General features: G+C 45.2%; 26 protein-coding genes. 9 read left to right on the forward strand and 17 right to left on the reverse strand.

Annotated features, from left to right (window positions below):
• The first annotated feature begins 38 nt into the window (after positions 1-38).
• Positions 39-719: a hypothetical protein gene (locus GVO63_RS17400; RefSeq protein ID WP_236552203.1), complete on the forward strand. Its 681-nt coding sequence runs from the start codon at positions 39-41 to the stop codon at positions 717-719.
• A 31-nt stretch (positions 720-750) separates the two neighbouring features.
• Here the strand turns inward: GVO63_RS17400 and GVO63_RS17405 are convergent, their stop codons facing one another.
• The 10 genes from GVO63_RS17405 to rpoE all read right to left on the reverse strand — a co-directional run bounded on the left by GVO63_RS17405 (position 751) and on the right by rpoE (position 10,057).
• Complete coding sequence (locus GVO63_RS17405) at positions 751-1,560, reverse strand: TatD family hydrolase (RefSeq protein WP_159494896.1); 810 nt, start codon at positions 1,558-1,560, stop codon at positions 751-753.
• 55 nt (positions 1,561-1,615) lie between these two features.
• Complete coding sequence (gene pdxH, locus GVO63_RS17410) at positions 1,616-2,254, reverse strand: pyridoxamine 5'-phosphate oxidase (protein WP_159494897.1); 639 nt, start codon at positions 2,252-2,254, stop codon at positions 1,616-1,618.
• A 161-nt stretch (positions 2,255-2,415) separates the two neighbouring features.
• Positions 2,416-3,327 (reverse strand): GTPase Era, encoded by a 912-nt coding sequence (era, locus tag GVO63_RS17415; RefSeq protein WP_159494929.1) that lies wholly within the window; start codon positions 3,325-3,327, stop codon positions 2,416-2,418.
• 19 nt (positions 3,328-3,346) lie between these two features.
• Entirely contained in the window at positions 3,347-4,033 is a 687-nt protein-coding gene (gene rnc, locus GVO63_RS17420; protein ID WP_159494898.1) for a ribonuclease III, read from the reverse strand.
• Positions 4,033-4,935, reverse strand: coding sequence for a signal peptidase I (lepB, locus tag GVO63_RS17425; RefSeq protein WP_159494899.1), 903 nt, complete (start codon positions 4,933-4,935; stop codon positions 4,033-4,035). Before lepB ends, rnc begins: the two co-directional genes overlap by 1 nt.
• Positions 4,935-6,731, reverse strand: coding sequence for a translation elongation factor 4 (gene lepA / locus GVO63_RS17430; RefSeq protein WP_159494900.1), 1,797 nt, complete (start codon positions 6,729-6,731; stop codon positions 4,935-4,937). The genes lepB and lepA overlap by 1 nt, the downstream gene beginning before the upstream one ends.
• Positions 6,732-7,026: 295 nt before the next feature.
• Positions 7,027-7,479 carry a SoxR reducing system RseC family protein gene (locus GVO63_RS17435; protein ID WP_159494901.1) on the reverse strand — a complete coding sequence of 151 codons (453 nt, stop codon included), beginning with the start codon at positions 7,477-7,479 and terminating at the stop codon, positions 7,027-7,029.
• Positions 7,480-7,490: 11 nt separating this feature from the next.
• Positions 7,491-8,624 carry a MucB/RseB C-terminal domain-containing protein gene (locus GVO63_RS17440; RefSeq protein WP_159494902.1) on the reverse strand — a complete coding sequence of 378 codons (1,134 nt, stop codon included), beginning with the start codon at positions 8,622-8,624 and terminating at the stop codon, positions 7,491-7,493.
• A 179-nt stretch (positions 8,625-8,803) separates the two neighbouring features.
• A complete protein-coding gene (locus tag GVO63_RS17445) occupies positions 8,804-9,379 on the reverse strand; it encodes a sigma-E factor negative regulatory protein (RefSeq protein ID WP_159494903.1) in 576 nt (191 codons plus the stop codon).
• A 99-nt stretch (positions 9,380-9,478) separates the two neighbouring features.
• Positions 9,479-10,057: an RNA polymerase sigma factor RpoE gene (rpoE, locus tag GVO63_RS17450; protein WP_159494904.1), complete on the reverse strand. Its 579-nt coding sequence runs from the start codon at positions 10,055-10,057 to the stop codon at positions 9,479-9,481.
• Positions 10,058-10,254: 197 nt separating this feature from the next.
• On the opposite strand from rpoE, the gene nadB reads away from it, so the two are divergent.
• Positions 10,255-11,940 carry an L-aspartate oxidase gene (gene nadB, locus GVO63_RS17455; protein ID WP_159494905.1) on the forward strand — a complete coding sequence of 562 codons (1,686 nt, stop codon included), beginning with the start codon at positions 10,255-10,257 and terminating at the stop codon, positions 11,938-11,940.
• A 269-nt stretch (positions 11,941-12,209) separates the two neighbouring features.
• Here the strand turns inward: nadB and GVO63_RS17460 are convergent, their stop codons facing one another.
• From GVO63_RS17460 to GVO63_RS17470, 3 genes are read right to left on the reverse strand one after another with little or no spacing between them, the layout of a single operon-like run.
• On the reverse strand, positions 12,210-13,085 hold the full coding sequence (locus tag GVO63_RS17460) for a MaoC/PaaZ C-terminal domain-containing protein (protein WP_159494906.1): 876 nt from the start codon (positions 13,083-13,085) through the stop codon (positions 12,210-12,212).
• A gap of 3 nt (positions 13,086-13,088) precedes the next feature.
• A complete protein-coding gene (locus GVO63_RS17465; RefSeq protein ID WP_159494907.1) occupies positions 13,089-13,571 on the reverse strand; it encodes a hypothetical protein in 483 nt (160 codons plus the stop codon).
• Positions 13,572-13,605: 34 nt separating this feature from the next.
• Positions 13,606-13,857, reverse strand: a complete 252-nt coding sequence (locus GVO63_RS17470) for a succinate dehydrogenase assembly factor 2 (RefSeq protein ID WP_025255855.1) — start codon at positions 13,855-13,857, stop codon at positions 13,606-13,608.
• A 188-nt stretch (positions 13,858-14,045) separates the two neighbouring features.
• On the opposite strand from GVO63_RS17470, the gene GVO63_RS17475 reads away from it, so the two are divergent.
• Together GVO63_RS17475 and GVO63_RS17480 are read left to right on the forward strand one after the other, a co-directional pair.
• A complete protein-coding gene (locus GVO63_RS17475; protein WP_159581542.1) occupies positions 14,046-15,092 on the forward strand; it encodes a folate-binding protein YgfZ in 1,047 nt (348 codons plus the stop codon).
• Positions 15,093-15,170: 78 nt separating this feature from the next.
• Positions 15,171-15,656 carry a peptidylprolyl isomerase gene (locus GVO63_RS17480; protein WP_159494910.1) on the forward strand — a complete coding sequence of 162 codons (486 nt, stop codon included), beginning with the start codon at positions 15,171-15,173 and terminating at the stop codon, positions 15,654-15,656.
• A 96-nt stretch (positions 15,657-15,752) separates the two neighbouring features.
• Here GVO63_RS17480 and GVO63_RS17485 read toward each other — a convergent pair whose 3' ends face one another.
• Entirely contained in the window at positions 15,753-16,091 is a 339-nt protein-coding gene (locus tag GVO63_RS17485) for a P-II family nitrogen regulator (protein WP_159494911.1), read from the reverse strand.
• A gap of 2 nt (positions 16,092-16,093) precedes the next feature.
• Positions 16,094-16,930, reverse strand: a complete 837-nt coding sequence (gene nadE, locus GVO63_RS17490) for an ammonia-dependent NAD(+) synthetase (protein WP_159494930.1) — start codon at positions 16,928-16,930, stop codon at positions 16,094-16,096.
• Between the two features lie 460 nt (positions 16,931-17,390).
• Between nadE and GVO63_RS17495 the strand changes: the two genes are divergently transcribed.
• Complete coding sequence (locus GVO63_RS17495; RefSeq protein ID WP_201281928.1) at positions 17,391-17,972, forward strand: GspH/FimT family pseudopilin; 582 nt, start codon at positions 17,391-17,393, stop codon at positions 17,970-17,972.
• A 23-nt stretch (positions 17,973-17,995) separates the two neighbouring features.
• Here GVO63_RS17495 and GVO63_RS17500 read toward each other — a convergent pair whose 3' ends face one another.
• Positions 17,996-18,388: a type IV pilin protein gene (locus GVO63_RS17500; protein ID WP_159581544.1), complete on the reverse strand. Its 393-nt coding sequence runs from the start codon at positions 18,386-18,388 to the stop codon at positions 17,996-17,998.
• A 78-nt stretch (positions 18,389-18,466) separates the two neighbouring features.
• On the opposite strand from GVO63_RS17500, the gene GVO63_RS17505 reads away from it, so the two are divergent.
• The 4 genes from GVO63_RS17505 to GVO63_RS19640 all read left to right on the forward strand — a co-directional run bounded on the left by GVO63_RS17505 (position 18,467) and on the right by GVO63_RS19640 (position 20,897).
• Positions 18,467-19,021 (forward strand): prepilin-type cleavage/methylation domain-containing protein, encoded by a 555-nt coding sequence (locus GVO63_RS17505; protein WP_159581546.1) that lies wholly within the window; start codon positions 18,467-18,469, stop codon positions 19,019-19,021.
• Positions 19,015-19,662: a potassium:proton antiporter gene (locus GVO63_RS17510; RefSeq protein WP_236552200.1), complete on the forward strand. Its 648-nt coding sequence runs from the start codon at positions 19,015-19,017 to the stop codon at positions 19,660-19,662. The genes GVO63_RS17505 and GVO63_RS17510 overlap by 7 nt, the downstream gene beginning before the upstream one ends.
• A gap of 79 nt (positions 19,663-19,741) precedes the next feature.
• Positions 19,742-20,572, forward strand: a complete 831-nt coding sequence (locus GVO63_RS17515; protein WP_236552201.1) for a hypothetical protein — start codon at positions 19,742-19,744, stop codon at positions 20,570-20,572.
• Entirely contained in the window at positions 20,559-20,897 is a 339-nt protein-coding gene (locus tag GVO63_RS19640; RefSeq protein WP_236552202.1) for a hypothetical protein, read from the forward strand. Before GVO63_RS17515 ends, GVO63_RS19640 begins: the two co-directional genes overlap by 14 nt.
• A gap of 87 nt (positions 20,898-20,984) precedes the next feature.
• On the opposite strand, the gene GVO63_RS17525 is transcribed toward GVO63_RS19640, so the two are convergent.
• Positions 20,985-21,449 carry a type IV pilin protein gene (locus tag GVO63_RS17525; protein WP_159581592.1) on the reverse strand — a complete coding sequence of 155 codons (465 nt, stop codon included), beginning with the start codon at positions 21,447-21,449 and terminating at the stop codon, positions 20,985-20,987.
• Positions 21,450-21,451 lie beyond the last annotated feature (2 nt).

The raw sequence follows: 21,451 nt of genomic DNA on the forward strand, positions 1-21,451 counted from the left end.
GAAACGCTAAGACTTTATGGACATTTGAATTGGAAGACGTGCTGAGTAAAGCAGCTATTTATAGTAAAAGTGACGCGCATTCTTTATATACAGTGCTAAAAAGACTTTTCCACACATTAATTGTCACCACAGTGCTAGCACTTATTGTGGTGTTACTGTTGTTGTTTCAGCAATATCAAAGCGACTGGCTGACTGTTCAAACCCGCTATTCGGGAGAAAGCATAGCAAGGCAATATGCGAAACTTTTACAGCCAGCATTCGGTGGTAAAGAAGTATCAAACTCGGCGTTAAGCTCAGGTGCGGATATTTCTCAACATCAAATCGACGATATAGAGGCGGTTGCTTCAGTCTTAGTTGAAGAACCGCATATATTGGCCCTATCGGTTTTTGATAAAGACGGGCGTTATATTGCGCCTCTGCCGAAGATAGACAGTGTGGTTGCGCTAAGCCAATCTCAGAATGTTACGCCACTGACTTATGTTGGTACAATTGAAAGTGACGATGGGAACTTACTGGGTTACGTAACTATCCATATCGATACTCAAGCGGTGTTAGAAAGTCCGCTCACACTTCGTTATCAACTGGCTCTGATTGCAGGTATTTTGGTGTTTCTGGCGCTTGTTTTTGGTATTTATCTTACGCGAGCATTTTACAAGTCCCGTCCTTGGTTCATCCAAGTCATAGAATCCAAAAAAAAGCACGTCAACCTCAAGAAATAGTTGATACGACCTCAATGTATATGCAAGGCCGCTAGTCCTCGATCCCAAATAGACGCAAGTAGTTAGTGGTAGTCGTGGCTATTACCTCTGAACGTTTTACGCTGTAGATTTCGCTTATCACATCAACTACGTCCGTGAGATAACGGGGCTCATTTGGCTCCCCTTGACGCCCGCACATTGGCATGTCTGGCGCATCCGTTTCTAAAAGTAGCCGATCTACGTGGTGTTCTAACAAATACGCTAAAGTATTACGCGTTTTTTTCGCGCGCTCATAGGTAATTGTTCCACCAATGCCTAAGTAAAAACCGCGCTCAAGATATCCCTTCGCGACCTCAACACTGCCAGAAAAAGCATGAATAACACCACTCCCTTGGTAATGACTTTGCTTGAAACTCTCCAGTAATAAATGATGGCTTTTTCTGTGATGTACGATAACGGGTAATGACATTCGCTCTGCTAGCGTTAAATGGGCATGAAAAACCTTCTGCTGCAACGTTATAGGTATATCAATGTGTCCATCCACTCCCGTTTCGCCAATTGCTTTCACCGAGGGGTGACAGTCTTGCGCTGCGCTCTCAAGTTCAGACAATTGATGAGACAGCGCCTTATCTGACGAAAGGCAATCGCTTGAGTTTAGGAAATAAGGATGAAGCCCCAGTGCACAATCAATAGGGAGCATGTGGTGATATTGGTCACTGATCTTATGGAGCGCACGCCAAGATTCTGGATGTATACTTGGCGCCATAATTCGCGTGAGACCTGCAGATTTTGCGCTATCCAGGACCTTTTCTAGATTTTTGTGGGAGGCGAGTAAATCGAGATGACAATGGCTATCTATCATGACATAAACGCCCCCAGTTGACTTGCATTTAACTTAAAGGTGACACACTCATCGCTTAGGGCATCAAACGCTGTGTTATCCAGGCACCGTCTTCTGTTTTATTATATTCAAACCGATCGTGAAGCCTGTCTTCCCCACCTTGCCAAAATTCAATTTGATAAGGCACGATTCGAAAGCCTCCCCAGAAATCCGGTACCGGTAATTCCTTGTTAGCAAACTTATCTTTTAGCTGCTTGAACTGAGTAAGCAAAAGCTCTCTGCTGCTTATGGGCTTGCTTTGCTTAGACGCATATGCGGCGAGTTGACTGTCTTTGGGGCGAGAAAAGAAATAGGCGGCATTTTCAGAAACAGAAAGTTTTTCAACGCTGCCACACACGCGAACCTGACGTTCCATAAAAAACCATGGAAAGTGACACGATACCTTGGGATTAGCCGCGAGCTCTTGCGCTTTGCGGCTGCCTAGATTTGTGAAAAACACAAAGCCTTTATCGCTGACATCTTTCAACAAAACGATACGCTGAGAAGGCTGGCCGCTGGCATCAACAGTGGCAACTGTCATGGCTGTGGGATCAGGGATGCCCGCATCGATGGCGTCTTTCAACCATTTGTCGAAAAGAATAAACGGGCTTGAAGTGATATCTGACTCACTCAAACTGCCCTTTGAGTACTGCCTGCGCATATCTGAAATTGCCATCGACCGCTCCTGAAAAGAAGTTGTTCTACTTGCCAATGCTGTTGTTAATGCTCACAACTGCGATTTTGCCTAAAAAGTTATCCAAAATGCTTGGAAAAGCTACGTTCTAGTAACACGTAAGTTAGAATTAACTCGCGTTTTTAAGACAATACAGGCGTAGACTAGAAGTTACTGTCGTCGCCATAACCGAGTGAGCGCAGAGCACGCTCATCGTCAGCCCAACCTTGTTTAACTTTAACCCAAAGCTCTAGAAAGACTTTATTATCGAATAGGTTTTCCATATCTTTACGCGCTTGCTCACCGATGGTTTTCAAATGCTTACCACCTTTACCGATGATCATGCGTTTTTGCGTTTCACGCTCTACTAAAATGAGCCCACTGATACGGTAAACACCGTTTTCAGCCATTTTGAATTGCTCTATTTCCACCGTAGTAGAATACGGCAATTCATCGCCTGTGAAGCGCATGAGCTTCTCGCGAATGATTTCGGCCGCCATAAAACGGCTTGAACGATCAGTGATGTAGTCTTCTGGAAAAAAGAACTCGCTTTTAGGTAGCGATTTCGCAACCAACTCTCGAATTTCGTCAACCATTTTTCCCTGTTTAGCACTGATTGGGATCATGTGTTCAAACGTGTGCTTTTCACCAAGCTTCTTAAGGTGAACCATAAAGTTTTCTTTATCTTCAACCTTATCCATCTTGTTTACGATAAGGTAGCAAGGCAGGTTTGCTTGCTTAACTTTGTTTAATACCATCTCATCATCGGCATTAAAACGGTCGCCTTCTACTACAAATAGGACAAGGCCAACTTCAGCTAAAGAACTCGATGCCGCGCGGTTCATGTAACGATTAATTGCACGTTTTTCGTCTTGGTGCAGCCCCGGGGTATCGACGTAAATCGCTTGATACTCGCCATCGGTGTCGATACCTAAAATACGGTGGCGAGTAGTTTGCGGCTTGCGTGACGTAATGCTTACCTTTTGCCCTAGTAAGCGATTCAATAGGGTTGATTTGCCCACATTAGGGCGGCCCACTATGGCAACTAGGCCACAGCGAGTTTGAATATCAGGCATTTCTGGCAAATTCGACTTATCATACGTTGTCATCAAGCTTCTCCAGTGTTAAACGAGCAGCTTCTTGTTCTGCTTTACGGCGGCTATTGCCAGACGCCACGACGGCTTCAGGTAGACTGTCCACCTTACAACTCACTTCAAACGTTTGCGCATGGTCTTTGCCTGAAATAGACAGCACTTCATACGTTGGCAGCGCTTGTTTGCGCCCTTGCAGAAATTCTTGAAGCCGTGTTTTACTGTCCTTGGGGTGCGCATTAGGATCGAGCTTGTTTATGCGGGTTTCCCATAAACGATCGATCACGCTACGCACCTCATCCATGCCTGAATCAAGATAAATAGCGCCTAAAATCGCTTCAACAGCATCCGCTAGAATTGAACTTCTGCGATGACCGCCGCTTTTTAGCTCACCAGGGCCCAAGTTAAGCAGTTCACCCACACTGGCTTCCTTTGCTAATTCTGCCAATGTTTCACCCTTGACCAGCGTAGAGCGCATTCGCGTCAGTTTGCCCTCTGGTACCGTTGGAAAACGTTTAAACAGCGTTTCACCAACAATCATGCCCAAGATCGCGTCACCTAAAAACTCCAGGCGTTCATTGTGTTGTTTAGCCGCACTGCGATGAGTGAGTGCTTGTTCCAACAACGCTTCATCGGTAAAAGTGTAACCTATCGCCTTGTATAGACGACGATATTTATCAATTCCCTGCATTAATGAATGCCACCTACTCGCTCAAATCGAACACCTGTTGGTACCCACGTTGGAAGGAAGTCTGACGGGCTGCGTTCAAATTCAAATGAAATCCAAATGGCCACCGCTTTCCCAACCAAGTTCGCATCTGGCACAAACCCCCAGAAACGGCTGTCGCGGCTGTTGTCACGGTTATCGCCTAACACGAAATACTGACCTTCTGGCACAATCCATTCGTTGCTGCGTGTTCCAGGTTGGGTATAAAAATTAACCGGCGATATCTCACGCACTGGGTGGCGTAAAATATCATGCTCTACCGTGCCTAAATCTTCGGTGTAACGCATAAGTTGCGCCATGTCTTGTACGAATTCACCGCGCTCTTGGAATGTAAGCGGTACGGCGTTTAATTTAGGGCAGTTGTTACCTGACTCACACTTAGGTTTGATATAAACCTGCTTGTTTTGGTAAACCACGGTATCGCCCGGCAAACCAATTACCCGCTTGATGTAGTCAATTGATGGGTCTTCAGGATATTTGAAAACCACCACGTCGCCGCGCTCTGGCACACCGGTTTCAATTAGTTTACTTCTGAATACCGGATCTTTTACGCCGTAGGCAAACTTTTCAACCAGAATGAAATCACCAACCAATAAGGTGGGCATCATTGAACCTGACGGTATTTGAAATGGCTCATACAAAAACGAGCGCAAAACCAAAACAAACGCAATAACAGGGAAAATCTGTTGCGAGGTGTCAACGAGGTAAGGCAGTTGAGGATCTTCTCCGTAGCCCGCCCCTTCTGCGGTAGCCGCAGCCTGTAAACGTGCTTTTCGCTTTGGCGCAAACACTAGGCTATCCACTAGCCAAATCAATCCTGTTATTAAGGTGAGTGCCACCAAAATCAAGGAGAAGTAATTTGCCATTATTTGCCCACCTTCAACACTGCAAGGAACGCATCTTGTGGCAACTCAACATTACCCACTTGCTTCATTCGCTTTTTACCTTCTTTTTGCTTTTGAAGTAGTTTTTTCTTACGACTTACGTCACCGCCGTAACACTTCGCGATAACGTTTTTACGTAACTGTTTAACTGTACTTCTTGCAACAATATGGTTACCAATAGCCGCCTGAATGGCGATATCGAACATTTGACGTGGAATAAGTTCGCGAAGCTTTTCTACTAGCTCACGACCTCGGCCTTGAGAGTTCTCTCTGTGCGTAATTACCGCTAATGCGTCGACACGCTCACCGTTAATAAGAATATCAACACGCACCATGTCTGAGGTTTGGAAACGCTTGAAGTTGTAATCAAGCGATGCGAAACCACGGCTGGTCGATTTCAAACGGTCAAAGAAATCGAGTACTACTTCTGCCATTGGCAGTTCATACGTTACCGCCACCTGCTTGCCATGGTACGTCATGTTGGTTTGCATACCGCGCTTTTCAATACACAGGGTAATTACGTTACCTAGGTATTCTTGTGGCACAAGAATATTGGCTTCAACCATGGGCTCACGTATTTCCGCAATATCGTTGACCGGAGGCAGTTTAGCTGGGCTATCAACCGTGAGCGTCTCGCCCTTGGTCGTTTCTACTTCGTAAATTACCGTTGGCGCAGTAGTGATAAGACCCAAGTCATATTCACGTTCTAAACGCTCTTGAATGATTTCCATGTGCAGCATGCCAAGGAAACCGATGCGGAACCCAAAACCGAGGGCAGCAGAGCTTTCCGGCTCATAGAATAGTGAAGCGTCGTTCAGGCTTAGTTTAGCGAGAGCATCACGGAAATCTTCATAATCGTCTGAGCTAATCGGGAAAATACCTGCATAAACCTGAGGCTTAACCTTTTTAAAGCCCGGCAGCATTGCATCAGCTGGGTCACGCGCCAACGTAATGGTGTCGCCCACTGGCGCGCCTTGAATATCTTTGATACCTGCAATGATAAAGCCTACTTCACCGGCTCTTAATGTGCCTGTATCGAGTGGCTTAGGCGTAAATACACCAATTTTATCCACCTGATGCGTTTGACCATTCGACATGATTTGAATTTTGTCTTTCTTAGTCAACTGACCTTCGACAATACGTACCAGTGAAACAACACCTTGGTAGTTGTCGAACCATGAATCGATAATGAGCGCTTTAAGTGGCGCTTCGCGATCGCCGCCTGGCGGTGGTATTTTGTTTACAATGACTTCAAGTACATCTTCAATACCAATACCTGTTTTCGCTGAACAACGCACAGCGTCAAGTGCATCGATACCTACAATATCTTCAATTTCTTCTGCAACACGGTCTGGTTCGGCCTGAGGCAGGTCGATTTTGTTTAACACAGGTACCACTTCCATATCCATTTCAATGGCGGTATAGCAGTTTGCCAGTGTTTGCGCTTCTACACCCTGTCCAGCATCAACCACCAACAGTGCACCTTCACAGGCTGCAAGTGAACGAGATACTTCATAGGTAAAGTCAACGTGTCCGGGTGTGTCGATGAAGTTAAGCTGATAGGTTTCACCATTGCGCGCTTCGTAATTCAGCGTCACGCTTTGCGCTTTGATAGTAATACCGCGCTCTTTTTCTAGGTCCATTGAGTCGAGAACCTGCTCAGCCATTTCACGATCTGTGAGCCCTCCACAGTGCTGAATGAGTCGGTCTGACAGCGTAGACTTACCGTGGTCAATGTGGGCGATAATACTGAAATTACGAATGTGCGATTGTTGCATAATGCTGGAAATTACCTGCAGAAAAATTCATTAAACAAAAAATGCTGCTTCTCCTAAAAAGGCTTATACGCAGCGCGTGCGGATTTTACCCATTTCTTGAGCGAAAAGCGAATCGGCATGCAGAAAATTAGCAGCCCGTAGTAAAAGAGAGTGTAAATTGTAAAAAACAAAGATGACCAAAGACGTTGTTGTTTTCTAACACCACATTAGACCGCGCTATTTAACTCCTGTAATCGAAGCTCGCTGGCAGTCACAACGCCGCCGCGCCATCAACACATCAAGTGACGAAACCCGTTTATTGTTTATCATCACTTGCGCCTAGCAAGACCGGACGATACTTTGCACTTTCGACTCGACGTAACTTGTACGCAATGAGTCTGTAGACAAGGTAAGTAACCATGGCGCTGGGAACAGTTGCCCATAGTTCATGAACGATGCCACCGCTTTCCAGCGCTGCCATAAACGCCGAATATGCCCCAATAAAAGTAAGCAAAGGTAATAGGTATAACCAGGCAGACGCACTTAAAACCCCCGCTTCCGGAATCCCTACAATAACCTTTTGTCCCACCTTAACGGTCATTGGGGTTCTTAACGTCAACTGCTGAGTTTTGGGCGCAATGGCTCGAGAGATCACGCCTGTGCCACAATCACTCTGCGCTTCACACGCGTTACACGTCGATTTGATTGCGGCTTCAACGGTAACGCTATCTCCCTCAACCGCAATCACCCATGCTGTCTCTTTAATCATTTCTGTCGTTACTAATTGTTTACTGGCCTTAATGAGTTGGCTATTGCGTTAGCGGTTTGTAGTGGTATCTCACCAACGACGGTAACTTGCGCACTGCCATCTGTTAGCGTTAAAAAGGTACTCACTTCGTTGCGCAGCGCTAACGTCTCGCCTAGCGCATCGTCTGCTGGCTGAACATACACAGAGACATCTACGAGTCCATCTGAGAAAAGTTTATACTCAACGACTTGCCCTGTTAATGCCAGTCGTCTTGTATCTTGCTTTATTTCTCTCATCCCCGTTGGCAGATAAGTTACATCCCAGTTGTGCGCGCGCGCCGGCGCGTTGCTCAAGGCCATAGGCGGGGGTAAAGATGCAGAATTAATGCGTGAAAAGTACTCGGCTGGCGACTGTGATATCGCGAATGCGGTCACTTGAATCTGCTCTAGAAGCCCACCTTGTAGGTCAAGCATATTTAACTTTAACAGCATGCCTGAAGATTCGTCTAACCAAAGTTGGTAGCCGAAGCGCGTGTTGTCTCGACTGACGATGCGAATTTGCTGAGCAGAGCGACCTGCTACCCTCGCTCTTCCCACCGCCACAAATTCATAGCCCTCTATAAGCTGCTCGGGGTGGTAAAGAAGTGCGCTAGGAATAGGTCCGTTTATATGTTTTGAACGCAAGCTGTAGGGTTGAACATCTGGTTCAAATACGCTCACCACGTCGTTGACGCGAATTAACTCTCGGCCAGGACCATTTTGCAGATTCAGTTGTTCCAACTCGGAACCGTCATCCATTATGCCGTGACGCCACAGATAGGGAATAGTTTCCTTGCCTGCAACAGTTTGAACAAATGACACCTGAAAATTGGCATTAGTAATAATATTTTGTAATTCAGCGAGCCATTGACTTGCCGATTGTGGCACTTCTGCTCGCTGACGCGCATCACTCTGTTCATCACGTTGGCGTTCGTTGCGTGTCTGCTCCTCCCTATCCCGTTGAGAGCCTTCTTTATTCGCGTCCTGACCGCCTAAGTCCGTTGTCGAAGATTGAGCAGGGGTAGCCGATATTTGCAATCCTAGGGTGGAAGGGGTCAACTGGGCTAACGCAGGTTGAATAACCGTGCCCGAAATGAAAAAAAGTGCAACAAAAGAACGACAGCGCATTTTTCCCGCCTTAAAACAAAAATACCAGCAGTATATGCTGGTATGATAAAAATATGAAACCCTATCCCTTATTTGTGAGGCGTTAACAAACGTGTGTTTCCACACGTTGTTCACTCACTTGATGGGCATAAGACCAATGCATCAAAATCATTGATGCATTACTTCTTCATGAACGCGCGCTATGGACGCTGCTGTTCGCTAGTTTCAATCTCTTCTTCTTGTGCCTGCTTGAGCTTAATTTGCTGCTCATGGTCCGCAATAAGCGCATTTATCTTGCGCTTTTTCTCCAGCACTTCATTCATGTCGTTACGCGGTAACATACGAGTTTGTTCCAAACTCACTGGCGCTAATCCCCCTTGAGGAGCGATTGTCGGCGCAGTCATAAAGGGCTCTGCCGGCGAGTCTTGATTCGTGTACTGAACACCGAAGATAACGGCAACGGCCACTGAAGCTGCAACCGCAAACTGGCCAGATTGCTTCGCAAAAGGCACCACGTTTCCAATCAATGGAATTGAAGACCAACGTGAGCGTTTAGGCGCCACTATCGCGGGCTCGCTTTCGAGTGCCGCTGCTACGCTTGCTGTGATATCTAGCTGTGGAGCAACGCTCACTTCTTTGCGCATTGCACCGCGATATACATGGTATCTTTTCCATTTGGCCTGAAGGGCCTCATCGTTCTTAATTGCATCGATGATATCATTGCCTTCTATCTCACCATCCATGAATGCGGACAATTTTTCTTGCTGTTGCGTCATATATTCATTTCCAGATCAATGTGATCATTAACTACCCTAACACAGCTGTTAGTCATCTTGTAAAAAAGAAAGTTCATCTTTTTTTGATTTTCTTTTTCATTAATTTTCTAACAACGGCTGAATAACTTTATCTATCGCTTCCCGCGCCCTGAAAATGCGAGATCTCACGGTGCCAACTGGGCACGACATTACGCTCGCAATTTCTTCGTAGCTCAACCCTTCAATTTCACGGAGCGTTATAGCCATACGCAAATCGTCGGGCAGCTTCTCTACGACTTTAAAAAGTGTTTCTTCTAATTCTTCAGAGAGCAAACTTCTCTCTGGCGTTGACTGCTCTTTAAGTGCGTCGCTGCCTTCATAAAAATCAGCTTCATCAGCATCAACGTCGCTAGCCGGTGGCTTACGACCTTGAGACACAAGATAGTTCTTGGCGCTATTTACCGCAATGCGATAAAGCCAGGTGTAAAATGCACTGTCGCCACGAAAATTAGGTAAGGCACGATATGCTTTGATAAACGCCTCTTGCGTTACATCAGCTACGTCACCGGTGTTTTTTACATAACGAGAAACGAGATGCATCACTTTGTGCTGGTAACGAGTTACCAACAAATTAAACGCATTTTTATCGCCACGCTGTACTTTTTCGACCAGCTGCTGGTCGGTTATCTGCTCGCTCATTCGAGCCGTTACTCCCTACTTCAACTACACAATAGCTCTAACAAGCACGTGTGTAGACGCGTTCTTTTCTCAAAAGTTCGATAAAAGCATTAAATATTTGAAAAAATGCTTAAGACGGAGGCCAAGAATGATTGTGTTTTGCTATTCATCCTTTAGACTTGCCGAACCTTTGCTCGTTTGGATTGATATAAAAATACATGAAATCTGTATCGTCTTCACTAACTTCCACATCAAATGCAATTGAACATCGTTGTGACGTATTGATTATTGGGAGCGGCGCGGCAGGATTAAGCCTTGCACTCAAGCTTGCCGATCATTGTCAGGTTATCGTGCTTAGCAAGAGTGATAGAAACGAAGGCTCTACCCGTTATGCCCAAGGTGGTATTGCGGCGGTATTTGATGAGCAAGACTCGATTGATGCTCATGTCACTGACACTTTAGCGGCCGGTGCAGGACTATGCGAGGAGCCAGCGGTGAGATTTACCGCAGAGCGAGCCAAGTCATCTCTAGAATGGCTAATCGGTTATGGCGTACCGTTCGATACAGAAAAAAGTGAATCAGGTGAAGAGCGCTTTCACTTAACCCGTGAAGGCGGACATAGCCATCGACGCATTCTTCATGCTGCTGATGCCACCGGTGAAGCACTTCAAATCACCCTCAACGATGCCGTATCAACACATCCAAATATTCATGTGTTTGAACGGTACAATGCAATTGATCTTATTCCATCTAGAGAAGAGAAAAACAGTGTTGTGGGCGCATACGTCTGGAACAGACAACAAGAACATGTTGAGGTTATTCGCGCACCGTTTGTTGCCTTAGCAACGGGCGGCGGCAGTAAAGTATATCAATATACGTCTAACCCAGATGTGTCCAGCGGTGATGGCATTGCAATGGCGTGGCGCGCAGGCTGTCGCGTAGCAAATATGGAATTCAACCAATTTCATCCCACTTGCCTATATCATCCGCAAGCGCGTAACTTTTTGATTACTGAAGCGCTGCGTGGTGAGGGCGCTAATCTTTGTCATGCGGATGGCACGCGCTTCATGCATAAATTTGATGAGCGTGGCGACCTTGCGCCTCGCGATGTCGTGGCCCGGGCAATCGACTTCGAGATGAAGCGACTCGGTGCCGATTGCATGTATCTTGATATCAGCCACAAGCCGGCGGATTTTATCGTTAAGCATTTTCCCAACATATATCGTAAATGCCGGTCATTGGGTATTGATATTACTCGTGAACCCATTCCCGTTGTTCCTGCCGCTCACTATAGCTGCGGTGGTGTTATTACCGACTTTAATGCAAAAACAGATTTAAATAATGTTTATGCAATTGGTGAAGTCGCTTACACGGGCCTTCACGGTGCAAACCGCATGGCATCCAACTCACTATTAGAATGTGTGGTTTTTGCAAGTGCTGCCGCTGAAGATATTCTTAAGAAACTGCCGAGTGCCGACTGTAAAGAATCCATCGCACCGTGGGATGAAAGTCAGGTATCTAACTCCGATGAAGAGGTTATCATACAGCACAACTGGCACGAACTCAGATTATTCATGTGGGATTACGTCGGTATTGTTCGTACTGATAAACGCCTTGAGCGGGCCATGCGACGCATTAAGTTGTTAGAGCAAGAAATCACCGAATATTATTCACACTTTAGAGTGAGCAATAACTTATTGGAATTGCGTAATCTCGTTACTGTGGCGGAACTTATCGTGCGTTGCGCAATGGAAAGAAAAGAGAGTCGTGGACTACACTTCAATCTAGACCACCCTGAGCAACTTGATGATCCCAAGCCGACGATACTTACGCCAAGAAAGTCGCTTTCAGGAAGCGACGTGGGTTCATTAATAACCCAAGATAGCTTTTACGATGCCCAGTAATATAATTTGACAGTTACATGATTTGAAAGCTGCCCCCATTGATTTATCCTCGGGAACGTTCATTCAGCTTGGTCCCAAGATAAATGTAAATCCTTGAAAAAAGAGAGCATGAAATCATGCTCGCTTTTTAAATGTAAACCCAATGGGTCAGCCCCCCTTCGTAAAAGACTCTCCCTTACTTTACAAGAGGTTGATTAATGCGAATCTGCATTGATAATGCTTTGCCTCACCCTACGCAATACATGGCGCTAGCCACTGCGCAGCGTTATTTAAAGCTTGGCACTAAATACCACGTTTGCTGACAAATGCAGAGAAATATCAGCACTGTCTGTTACATCGATGGATGCATGAGTCGGTGTTTTGCAATGCTGGTGAATATGAATTTCGTTAGGTAAAAAAACAGGCTTTTTAAAGCGACAATTCACCTCTTTTACCACGAGTAACTCGGCATGTTCTTGATGACTGACAAACGCAGACACTGCCCGTGATAGTGTCCACATACCATGGGCTATAGGCTTTTTAAACCCGAAAGCTCTTGCTGAAATACTCGACAGATGAATAGGATTGTAATCGCCGGACAATTTCGCGTAGCGACGACCCGTATTTGCGTGCGCAATGAGCTCAGCGATAAGTTCCCTATCTTGGGTATCACATTCTTCATGGATTTCCTTTTTGGCGGTATAAGGCGCAACATGGACTGCTTTTATGATTACCAAATAGCTGCTTATGGCTCGATAAACAAGTTGTCCAGACTGACGCGCCTCTAGCATGACATCCACCTCCCACCCGCGGCTGTGAGGACGTACATCGTTAAAACGCACGCGACATTCAAAAGGTTCGCTTAAATCGAAATGTTCAATGACCGACACTTTATTTGCCGCATGAATAAGGCCTAGTAAAGGGAATGGACTTTTTTTATCTAGTAGACATTGCATCTGCAAAGGAAGTGATAACATTTGCAGATAAAGAGGATGCGGATGCGCACTCACCGGCCAGTCCACTTCGTGGCAAAACGAGCAGTAGTGCGCGTTGTCGATATTGAGTGTCTTTGTGTAGATGCGTTGCGGCAATGTAGGCGGCTTAAATTGCATTAACTGTCGTGCATCCACGCGCTTGAATAACGCTTTTGTATACTCACGAAACATCTATTAATTCCTTGAATTCGTTGCTCTTCTAGCAAAAATAATCGCTCTTGCTAAGCGCCGATAGTCTGCTTCGCAGCATTCACCTTTTAAGATCCAACCCAGATGGCTGTAGTCTTTTTCAAACCATTTACGCTTGTGACGAAGTACTTTGATACAAAGCCCCCAGGTAAAAAGCTGTGAGCTGTGATGGATTTTCATGGCTGTACCCGCCGTTTTTGCTTCATATAGGGTTCGGTGAGCGGCGCTTGGCAAGACTGTTTTTCCATCGTCAATGACCCGAACAATACCATCGCTCGAGAGGGAAAGAACGTATTGATTTGGCCCTCCATCGCGACCAGACGTTGTAAAAAAGCGCCATAAAAGCCAAGTTAGCGTTGCTAACGCGGCAAAGGCTAACGTGGCGGGATAATTAATCCATGTCAAGACGTTAAAGGGAAGACTCCATAGCACTGCATAGAAGCAAAGTACCAGGCACGCCTCCCCCATTACGGGTCTGTATTTGCTGAAGGAAATGTTGATTCTATACTTTAACACGATTTACGATGGTCGCTACCATGGCAGCTAACTCAGGGTCTTCACATTTTTGGTGCCCCATGATCCACGCAAACAAGTCAGGGTCATCACTGGTAAGTAACCGCTCAAATGTTTCTTGTTCCTCGTAGCTCAGAGAATCAAACGCCTCTTCTACGAAAGGTAGCAGCAGTACATCTAATTCCAGCATACCCCGACGGCAAGCCCATTTTAATCTCGCTAATCTTTTTGGTTCAAACATCTGTCATCCTTACCACTTATTATGTAAAGACAATAATACCATGGTGCGAGTGCGGGGATCACTGCTCTTTTGGTCTGATGATGAAACTAAATAGAACTTAATCTACACGCAATAGTAAGCTTCACCCTTGAATAATAATGGTTATGCCATACTTTGAGTACATAGACAGAATTTAACAAGTGATAAATATGACCTCTATCGCATCTTTAAACGACCTGCCGAGTGATTTTGTTGTTGCGCTTTCCAATACCATGATAATTTCTCTAGAAGGTGAGCAAGCCGACACTTACCTTCACGGTCAAATAACAGTGAATATCAACAAACTTGATGACATGACTGCGAGACACTTTGCACATTGTGACAATAAAGGTAAAACGTGGGCAACCGGTTATGTTACCCGTCATTCAAACAAGCTGTTGCTGATGACCAATGCCGATGCGGGTCACCATTCTCTCGCGCAACTTAATAAATACGGTGTGTTTTCTAAAGTCGATATAGTCGACGAAACGACGTCTTATCACGCATACTTTGTCTCTTCTAATGCAGCAAAAAACCGTCATTTTCAAACTATGCTTGAAGAACATTTCGCGAAAGTGGAATTAGACAGGTTGTTTGAATCCTCTCAAAGTGAGAGCAATACGCTTCAAAAAGTAGCGAGTGACCATGGCGTCATCTTTTCAGCCAACACAAGTCGTGAAGGTTTTTTATTACTCCTAGGTAAAGATGCTCATCAGCAATTTGAAGAGCACGTGCGGTCCCTGTCAATCCCCAGTTATTCCCAGCCTGTGTTTGACGCAATTCAAATTGAAAGCGTGCATGCCATGCTAGATAATGAAGCGATAGGTGAATACGTTCCTCAAATGATAAATGTGCAGGCCCTAAACGGTATTGATTTTGACAAGGGCTGTTATATGGGCCAAGAAGTCGTTGCTCGAACACGCTTTTTGGGGAAAAACAAGCGTGCGGCCTATAGTTTCAAGCTCGAAGGAAAGGTTGACGTGAAGCCGGGAGATAGCCTTGAAAAACAGCTAGGGGATAACTGGCGAGTAGCAGGTAAAATACTGAAAGTCGCCGCGCTTGAGAGCGAAACGTGGTTTATCGCTGTGCTTAATAATGACACGACTTCCGAAGATTTACACAGACTGGCTGATCATAGCGCTATTACCTGTTACCCTAATAGCTTGCCGTACAGTATTGAGCAACAAGCCAGCAATATTGTAAAAAAACGTCGCTAAGCAGCAATATTGCTGCATTTCATTTAATGCCCTATTTTTTGAAATCAGTTTAACAGTAGGGCCAAGATAGGATTTGTTATGACAATTACTTCTGACAGCGTTGTAACGCTACACTACACCGTATCAACCGAAGACGGCACAACGCTAGACTCTTCAGAAGGGAAATCGCCGCTAGTGGTTTTGTTAGGCCGCCGCTTTTTAATTGAAGGCCTCGAAGATGCACTTATTGGCAAAACGAAAGACGATAGTTTCAATGTGTCTGTATCGCCAGAAAAAGCCTACGGTGAGCGAGCTGATGAGTTAGTACAAACCGTTCCTCGCTCGATGTTTGAAGGAATGGATGTTGAAGTGGGTATGTCTTTCCGCGCAACTACGCCACAAGGCGAGCAGTCGGTCATTATTATCGAAACTACTGATGAAGAAGTCGTTGTAGACGGAAACCACCCGCTCGCGGGCATTCCGCTTACGTTCGATGTATCTGTTGTTGATGTGCGTGAAGCCACCCAGGAAGAACTAGAACATGGCCATGTTCATAGTGAAGGCGGTTGTGGACACGACCACTAAACCACACTGTTTTTGTGCTAAGCAAGTAACACAAAGTGTTTAGACGAAAAGGGAGCCATTGGCTCCCTTTTTCATATGTCAAAAGCGTAGACTATGTTAAATCGCGTCTTCGTTTTGCTCACCAGTACGAATACGCACGGCTTGCTCTACGCTGTAAACGAATATTTTACCATCGCCAATTTTGCCCGTTTTTGCTGAAGACTGAATAGCTTCAACGGCTTGTTCAACTCTCTCATCTTCAAGCACAAGCTCAATTTTTATCTTAGGTAGGAAGTCAACCTGGTACTCTGCACCGCGATAAAGTTCAGTATGACCTTTTTGACGGCCAAACCCCTTTACCTCAGATACTGTCATCCCTGCGATACCCACTTCAGCTAGCGCTTCCCTAACATCGTCCATCTTGAACGGTTTAATGATAGCTTCAATCTTTTTCATGACTACAACTCATCGTAAATTGTTGGAATTGGCACACGTTTGTGTTGTGTGCGCTCATAAATATAGAGCAATTTCTCTTCCACTTCTGCAGAAACAGGCTTACCTTCCAAAAAGTCATCGATTTGATCGTAAGACATCCCCAACGCCTGTTCGTCCGCCTTCTGCGGAGAAAGGCTCTCCAAATCCGCAGTGGGGGCTTTGGTAATAACGTTGTGAGGTGCACCTAAATGGGCTGCAACTGCACGTACTTGGCGCTTGCTCAAGCCAAACAATGGAGCCAAATCACATGCACCATCACCGTATTTGGTATAAAACCCTGTAATATTTTCAGCAGAGTGGTCGGTACCTAATACCAAGCCGTCAACCATACCGGCAATTTCATACTGTATAACCATTCGCGTACGCGCTTTAACATTTCCTTTGACAAAATCTTGCTTCGCTTCACTTGCAGGAAGTAGGTTCACATTGGATAGCGCTTGCAACGTTGACGCATGAATGGCATCGGCACCGGGCTTTACATTCACCGTAATGGAGTGAGTGGGCTGAATAAAGTCGATAGATTTCTGTGCATCTTCTTCGTCAGCTTGCGTATCGTAAGGCAAGCGAACGGCAATGAATTGATAGGTTTCATGATGCTCTTCGTTTAATTCATTAACGGCTAATTGAGCAAGTCGGCCCAATGTGCAGGAATCAATTCCACCGCTGATACCAAGAACTAGAGAATTCAGACCTGAAGTAAGCAACTGCTTTTTTATAAAAGAGACTCGACGTGCGACTTCATATTCCACGTCAATTTCAGGCAGCACTTTCATTTCATCAATAACTGCTTGTTTTTGCATTATAATATCCACGTATTTTTGAGGCGTCCTGGAGTTTGATTCTACGACAATATCACTTTAGATGTTAGTGTTATCATCGTCTCGACTAGGAAGATGTTGACCCACATAACGTTAAACAGGCCACGTCATCACTATTTTATTATGTTGCAGCGTAGGTGTATTACTTGATGCGCTATCAACCATAGGGCGTATGGTTGACGATGCGATAACACAGTAATACATACCTTTACCGTTGTTTTTTAGTTTACCCTAAAATAGAGAAGAGTAACGTATCATTATCTTTCGATTTCATTACATTGAAGATAGAAACACGACGCGATACAGTGTCCGCAGTGGCGCTATCTTTCTATCTTTACTGTTACACGGCGTTGGATGAGATAAAACCATTATTTTATTTATGGAAAGAAAAATGAAAGGTAGTACGGTTGATAGTTAGCACATTGGAAAATAGCGTTTTTACATGATAAAAATTAAGCAAAAAAAGCAACCTATGATAAGCGCTAAGCAAGCGGGACTTACTCTGTTAGAAATGCTTGTTGCCGTGGCAATTCTCGCCATAATTTTAACTACCGTTGCGCCTGGCATTCAAAATATTCTTATTAAAAATAGGATAACTGCTGACTTAAACAACTTAAGCGCCGTTGCACAGCGAGCGCGATTCACGGCTGTGGATGAACAGACTAATGTGGTGTTGTGCCCAACAAATAACTACACCGCATGCACGAACAACTGGAGAGATGCCAAAATGGCGTTTATTGACGCTAATGGCAACGGGACTCGAGACAACAGCGAAACATTGATCGTTGCTAGCGATCCCCTTAATAGCTCCAATACTATTTACGGCATTAACGGAAGCCTGATATTTAATGAACAAGGCGGTATCAACAATGCCGCTACGATCACCTTATGCCCTAATGATGGCGATACCGACTATGCGTCGGCCCTTTTGCTGTCCCTCTATGGACGAATATCAGTTGCCGTTGACAGTGATGGCGATGGAACGAAAGAAGACCTCGCAGGTAACGCGCTGACGTGCAGTTAGTCTATGCGGACTAGCGCTTTTTCTCACCAGCATTCTTTGGGCGCGAGCGTGGTTTCACTAATGCTTATAAACCGGCAACTATCGCCTGCCCTTGATGATAGGCGTGTAGCGACAATTTCATAACCTCCACTTTGGCTAGTTGACTGCGAAACACTCACGTTTTGTATATCAGCGCCGGGTAATGCATTCAAAGAAAGGTACTGCCCTGTTTCAAGCCACGTTTTCGACTGAATCGCTTGAATTGTTAATAGGTAAGCTTTAACTTTGTTTATCTCAATGAACTGCCGAGTCGTGTTTATAGCAGTTGTCATAGCAAGACCAAGTATTCCGATAATAGACACGGTTATTAATAGTTCCACAAGGGTAAAACCGGTGGATTTTGCAACGTTTTCATTCGTTTTGCATTTCCCTTCCATGGTACAGCTTCCTCTCATCAGTTTATTCAGTACATTAAGCCTATCAATTTTCATCGTTTGCTTTAACTGGACTTGCGCATGGCTTTTCAAATACTACGCAAAGGCGAAATCACTAAAAAGGTGCCTAGTACGATAGCGGGGATAACCCTATTTGAGCTTATTGTCTCCTTACTCGTTTTGAGCATTCTGTCTTTACTTGCTGCCCCGTCTTTTCAACAATGGCAGGAAAAAAATGCATTCAAACATTTCGCCACGCGCGTCGCTGAACTCGCAAAACAGACCCGTATACAGGCACTCGCCCAAAAAGAAACCTTCTTTTTGATAGCGAAAATAGAAAGTGATAATTGTCTCTTGATAAGCCGAGAAGAAAACTGCAGCTGTGCAACCTTTCAAACCTGCGCATTAAATGAGGCTTCATTTTGGGAGCTTCCCACTAGGTGGAATACCAAACTCAGTACATCAGATAACACTGACAAAGTTGTGGCTTTTAATCAGTATGGAACGCTTAACTTTGGCAGTAGTACAACATTTAACCTTTCCAGTGAGCACTTTAATGCAAAGCTAACCTTTAATTCTTTAGGCCGAGTCAGGCTATGCAGCGACCAGTATCTTGCGGGCATAGCACTATGCTAAGTTTTCGAATCGCGTCCTCTCACGGCAACACCGCTCGCAGCGTCATGGGTTTCAGCATCACAGAGCTTATGGTTGCGTGTGCGCTATCAGGCTTACTTGTTTCAATTGTTGCTTCCTATTCAGCCCGCTCTCATATCTCGCTCTCTTCGTTGCAGCATGCCACTAGCGTGGAAGAAGACATGCGCGCGTTAAAAAGCACTATTTCTCAACACCTAAGCAGAGCAGGTTTCGTTCAAACCCCAAATGTCCTTTCGTCTTTTTTAGCGTTGTCCAGCGGCAATATCGGTGTTGTAAATGTCACTCTTGGCCAACATCCAACTGAGTCGCCAAATAGCTGCATCACCTTTTCTTACGACAAAAATAAAAACGGCGTAATCTCGCAGCCCCAAGGTGAGTTGTTTGGCTACCGATTACACAACAAAGCGATAGAGTATCGAGTGAATGGAAAGACATGTGAACAAGGTGGATGGTTTGATTTGACCGATACAGATACGGTCTTGGCAACCCTATTCAGTGTAAACCGCATACAACAAAGCAGTTGGGGAGCGGCCTATGAAATACAAATAACGCTCCAAAGTGCCATCGATACGAATATACAAAGTCACGAAAGCTTTGTCGTAGAGGTTTCTAATGAAGGTTAAGAAAAGAGAAGCTTTTGACCACATTAGACTCAGTAGCCTGTGCTTAATTTATAGGGTAAAAATGCAGAGCGGAATGGCAATGCTTGCGGTCGTAGCTATTATTCTTAGCGTTGTCACGTTTGCTACCATAACTACGACACAAAGCGTCCAGCAGTTTTACACACATGAGAAAGTAAGGCGGGATAGCGAAAGTTCCAAGGTTTCACTAAAACAGCACCTTAAAAATGTGGCGGGTGCGCTGCGCTCGCAAAGCGTTACAAATGCATTGAACACAACCGATGTGGACTACTTGTCTACAACGATTGACGTGAGCGCGTTGGAAGGTACAGAGGGTCAACCCCTTACTCACTTTAAGGTAAAAGTATCTCACGACAGTGACAACTCGGCGTATACAACTCACTTTCTTCGCTACCCTTCCCTTTTAAGGCTGCCTACCCCCTCACAGCACCTTTCATGGGACAACCAAGTAACAAACTGGTTATTCAACCGTGATATATCATCACTGAGCGCTAGCTTTTTTGCAGAAAGCGAGAGCCTGACTCAATGCCATAATATGTTGCCAGCGAACGTATATTGGATAACGGGCAACTGTGTTTTGAACAGCAACGCTCTTGCTCATCACTCTGGTTCAAACCCTATATTACTGGTTATTGTAAATGGAAATTTAACACTTCAAGCAAACACGCATGTTCACGGCCTGATTGTCATGCTTTCAACTTCACATAATTCGTTTACGCTAAAAGTGTCTAGCTCCGCCTCTATAACGGGGACTTACGTAGCCAATACTCCTATTACTGAGCAGATAAATGGTGCAATAGTCCTTTCGACGCCACTACTTCAGACCCTACAAGCGAGTACTCCGTTAGCTAAAATAATGCCGATTCCAGGAACCGCGTATGACGATTTATAAAACAGAGACCAGTGATAGCAACATAAGTCTCTGCCCTCGTACCCATTCACCCATCAAACAATGGCGTTTCAATCGTCGTGATAGTCGAGGTGGAATACTTGTTGAAGTGATGATGACGTTACTGCTTTTTATGAGTACGAGTGCCTATCTTTTGAGCAGCCAAATAAGTTCGCGCGTGCTTTGGCAAACAATTCTTGATACCCAAGTCAATCGAACCGCAGTGATTAATTCAGCGCGCATGGATCACGCTAGCGATGATATAGACCAAAACTGGAGTGATATTGCTGTATTTGGTCTCCCTATCCTTGTCTCGACTTCTCCCTAATACCTTTCCTCAAAAGGTCTAATAAATGGTTATTACTTAGACGTTGAGAGGGCCGCAAGCCAGGCTTTCTGACATGCTCTACTGTGCTTAGCAAGACCAACAATATTCACTAGATTCGAGGCTACCATTATTATTTTTATCCCAGCCCTTTCTGCCATCACTGAAGTAATATAGCGCTCCATCTGCGGCCTGCCCTGTACTAGAGACGGGCGTCGCCTTTAGCTCAAAGCCCGTCGCATTAGCAGCAACGATAGAAAGTGTATAACGTTTATTGGCTTCTGGCTCGGAGGAGGGAGAATAAGGCGAAAAAATGGCCGGCGCCCCCGTATTCGCGCCGCCAGTGCCGGCTCCCTCGTAGCTAAAAGATCCGCTATGGTGGCGTTCCATGGCAGACGCAAGCCCCAATAAATCGGCCTGACCCGTGCCTCGGTATCCGTCGGCAATAACGCCCTGGTATGAGGGATAGGCAACTGCAGCAATGATGCCAACAATCGCAACGACAATCATAAGTTCAATTAGTGAAAAGCCCTGTTGGGATGCTCTTATATTCATCA

Origin of the sequence: Alteromonas sp. KUL106 (assembly GCF_009811415.1) — a bacterium.
GTDB lineage: Bacteria > Pseudomonadota > Gammaproteobacteria > Enterobacterales > Alteromonadaceae > Alteromonas.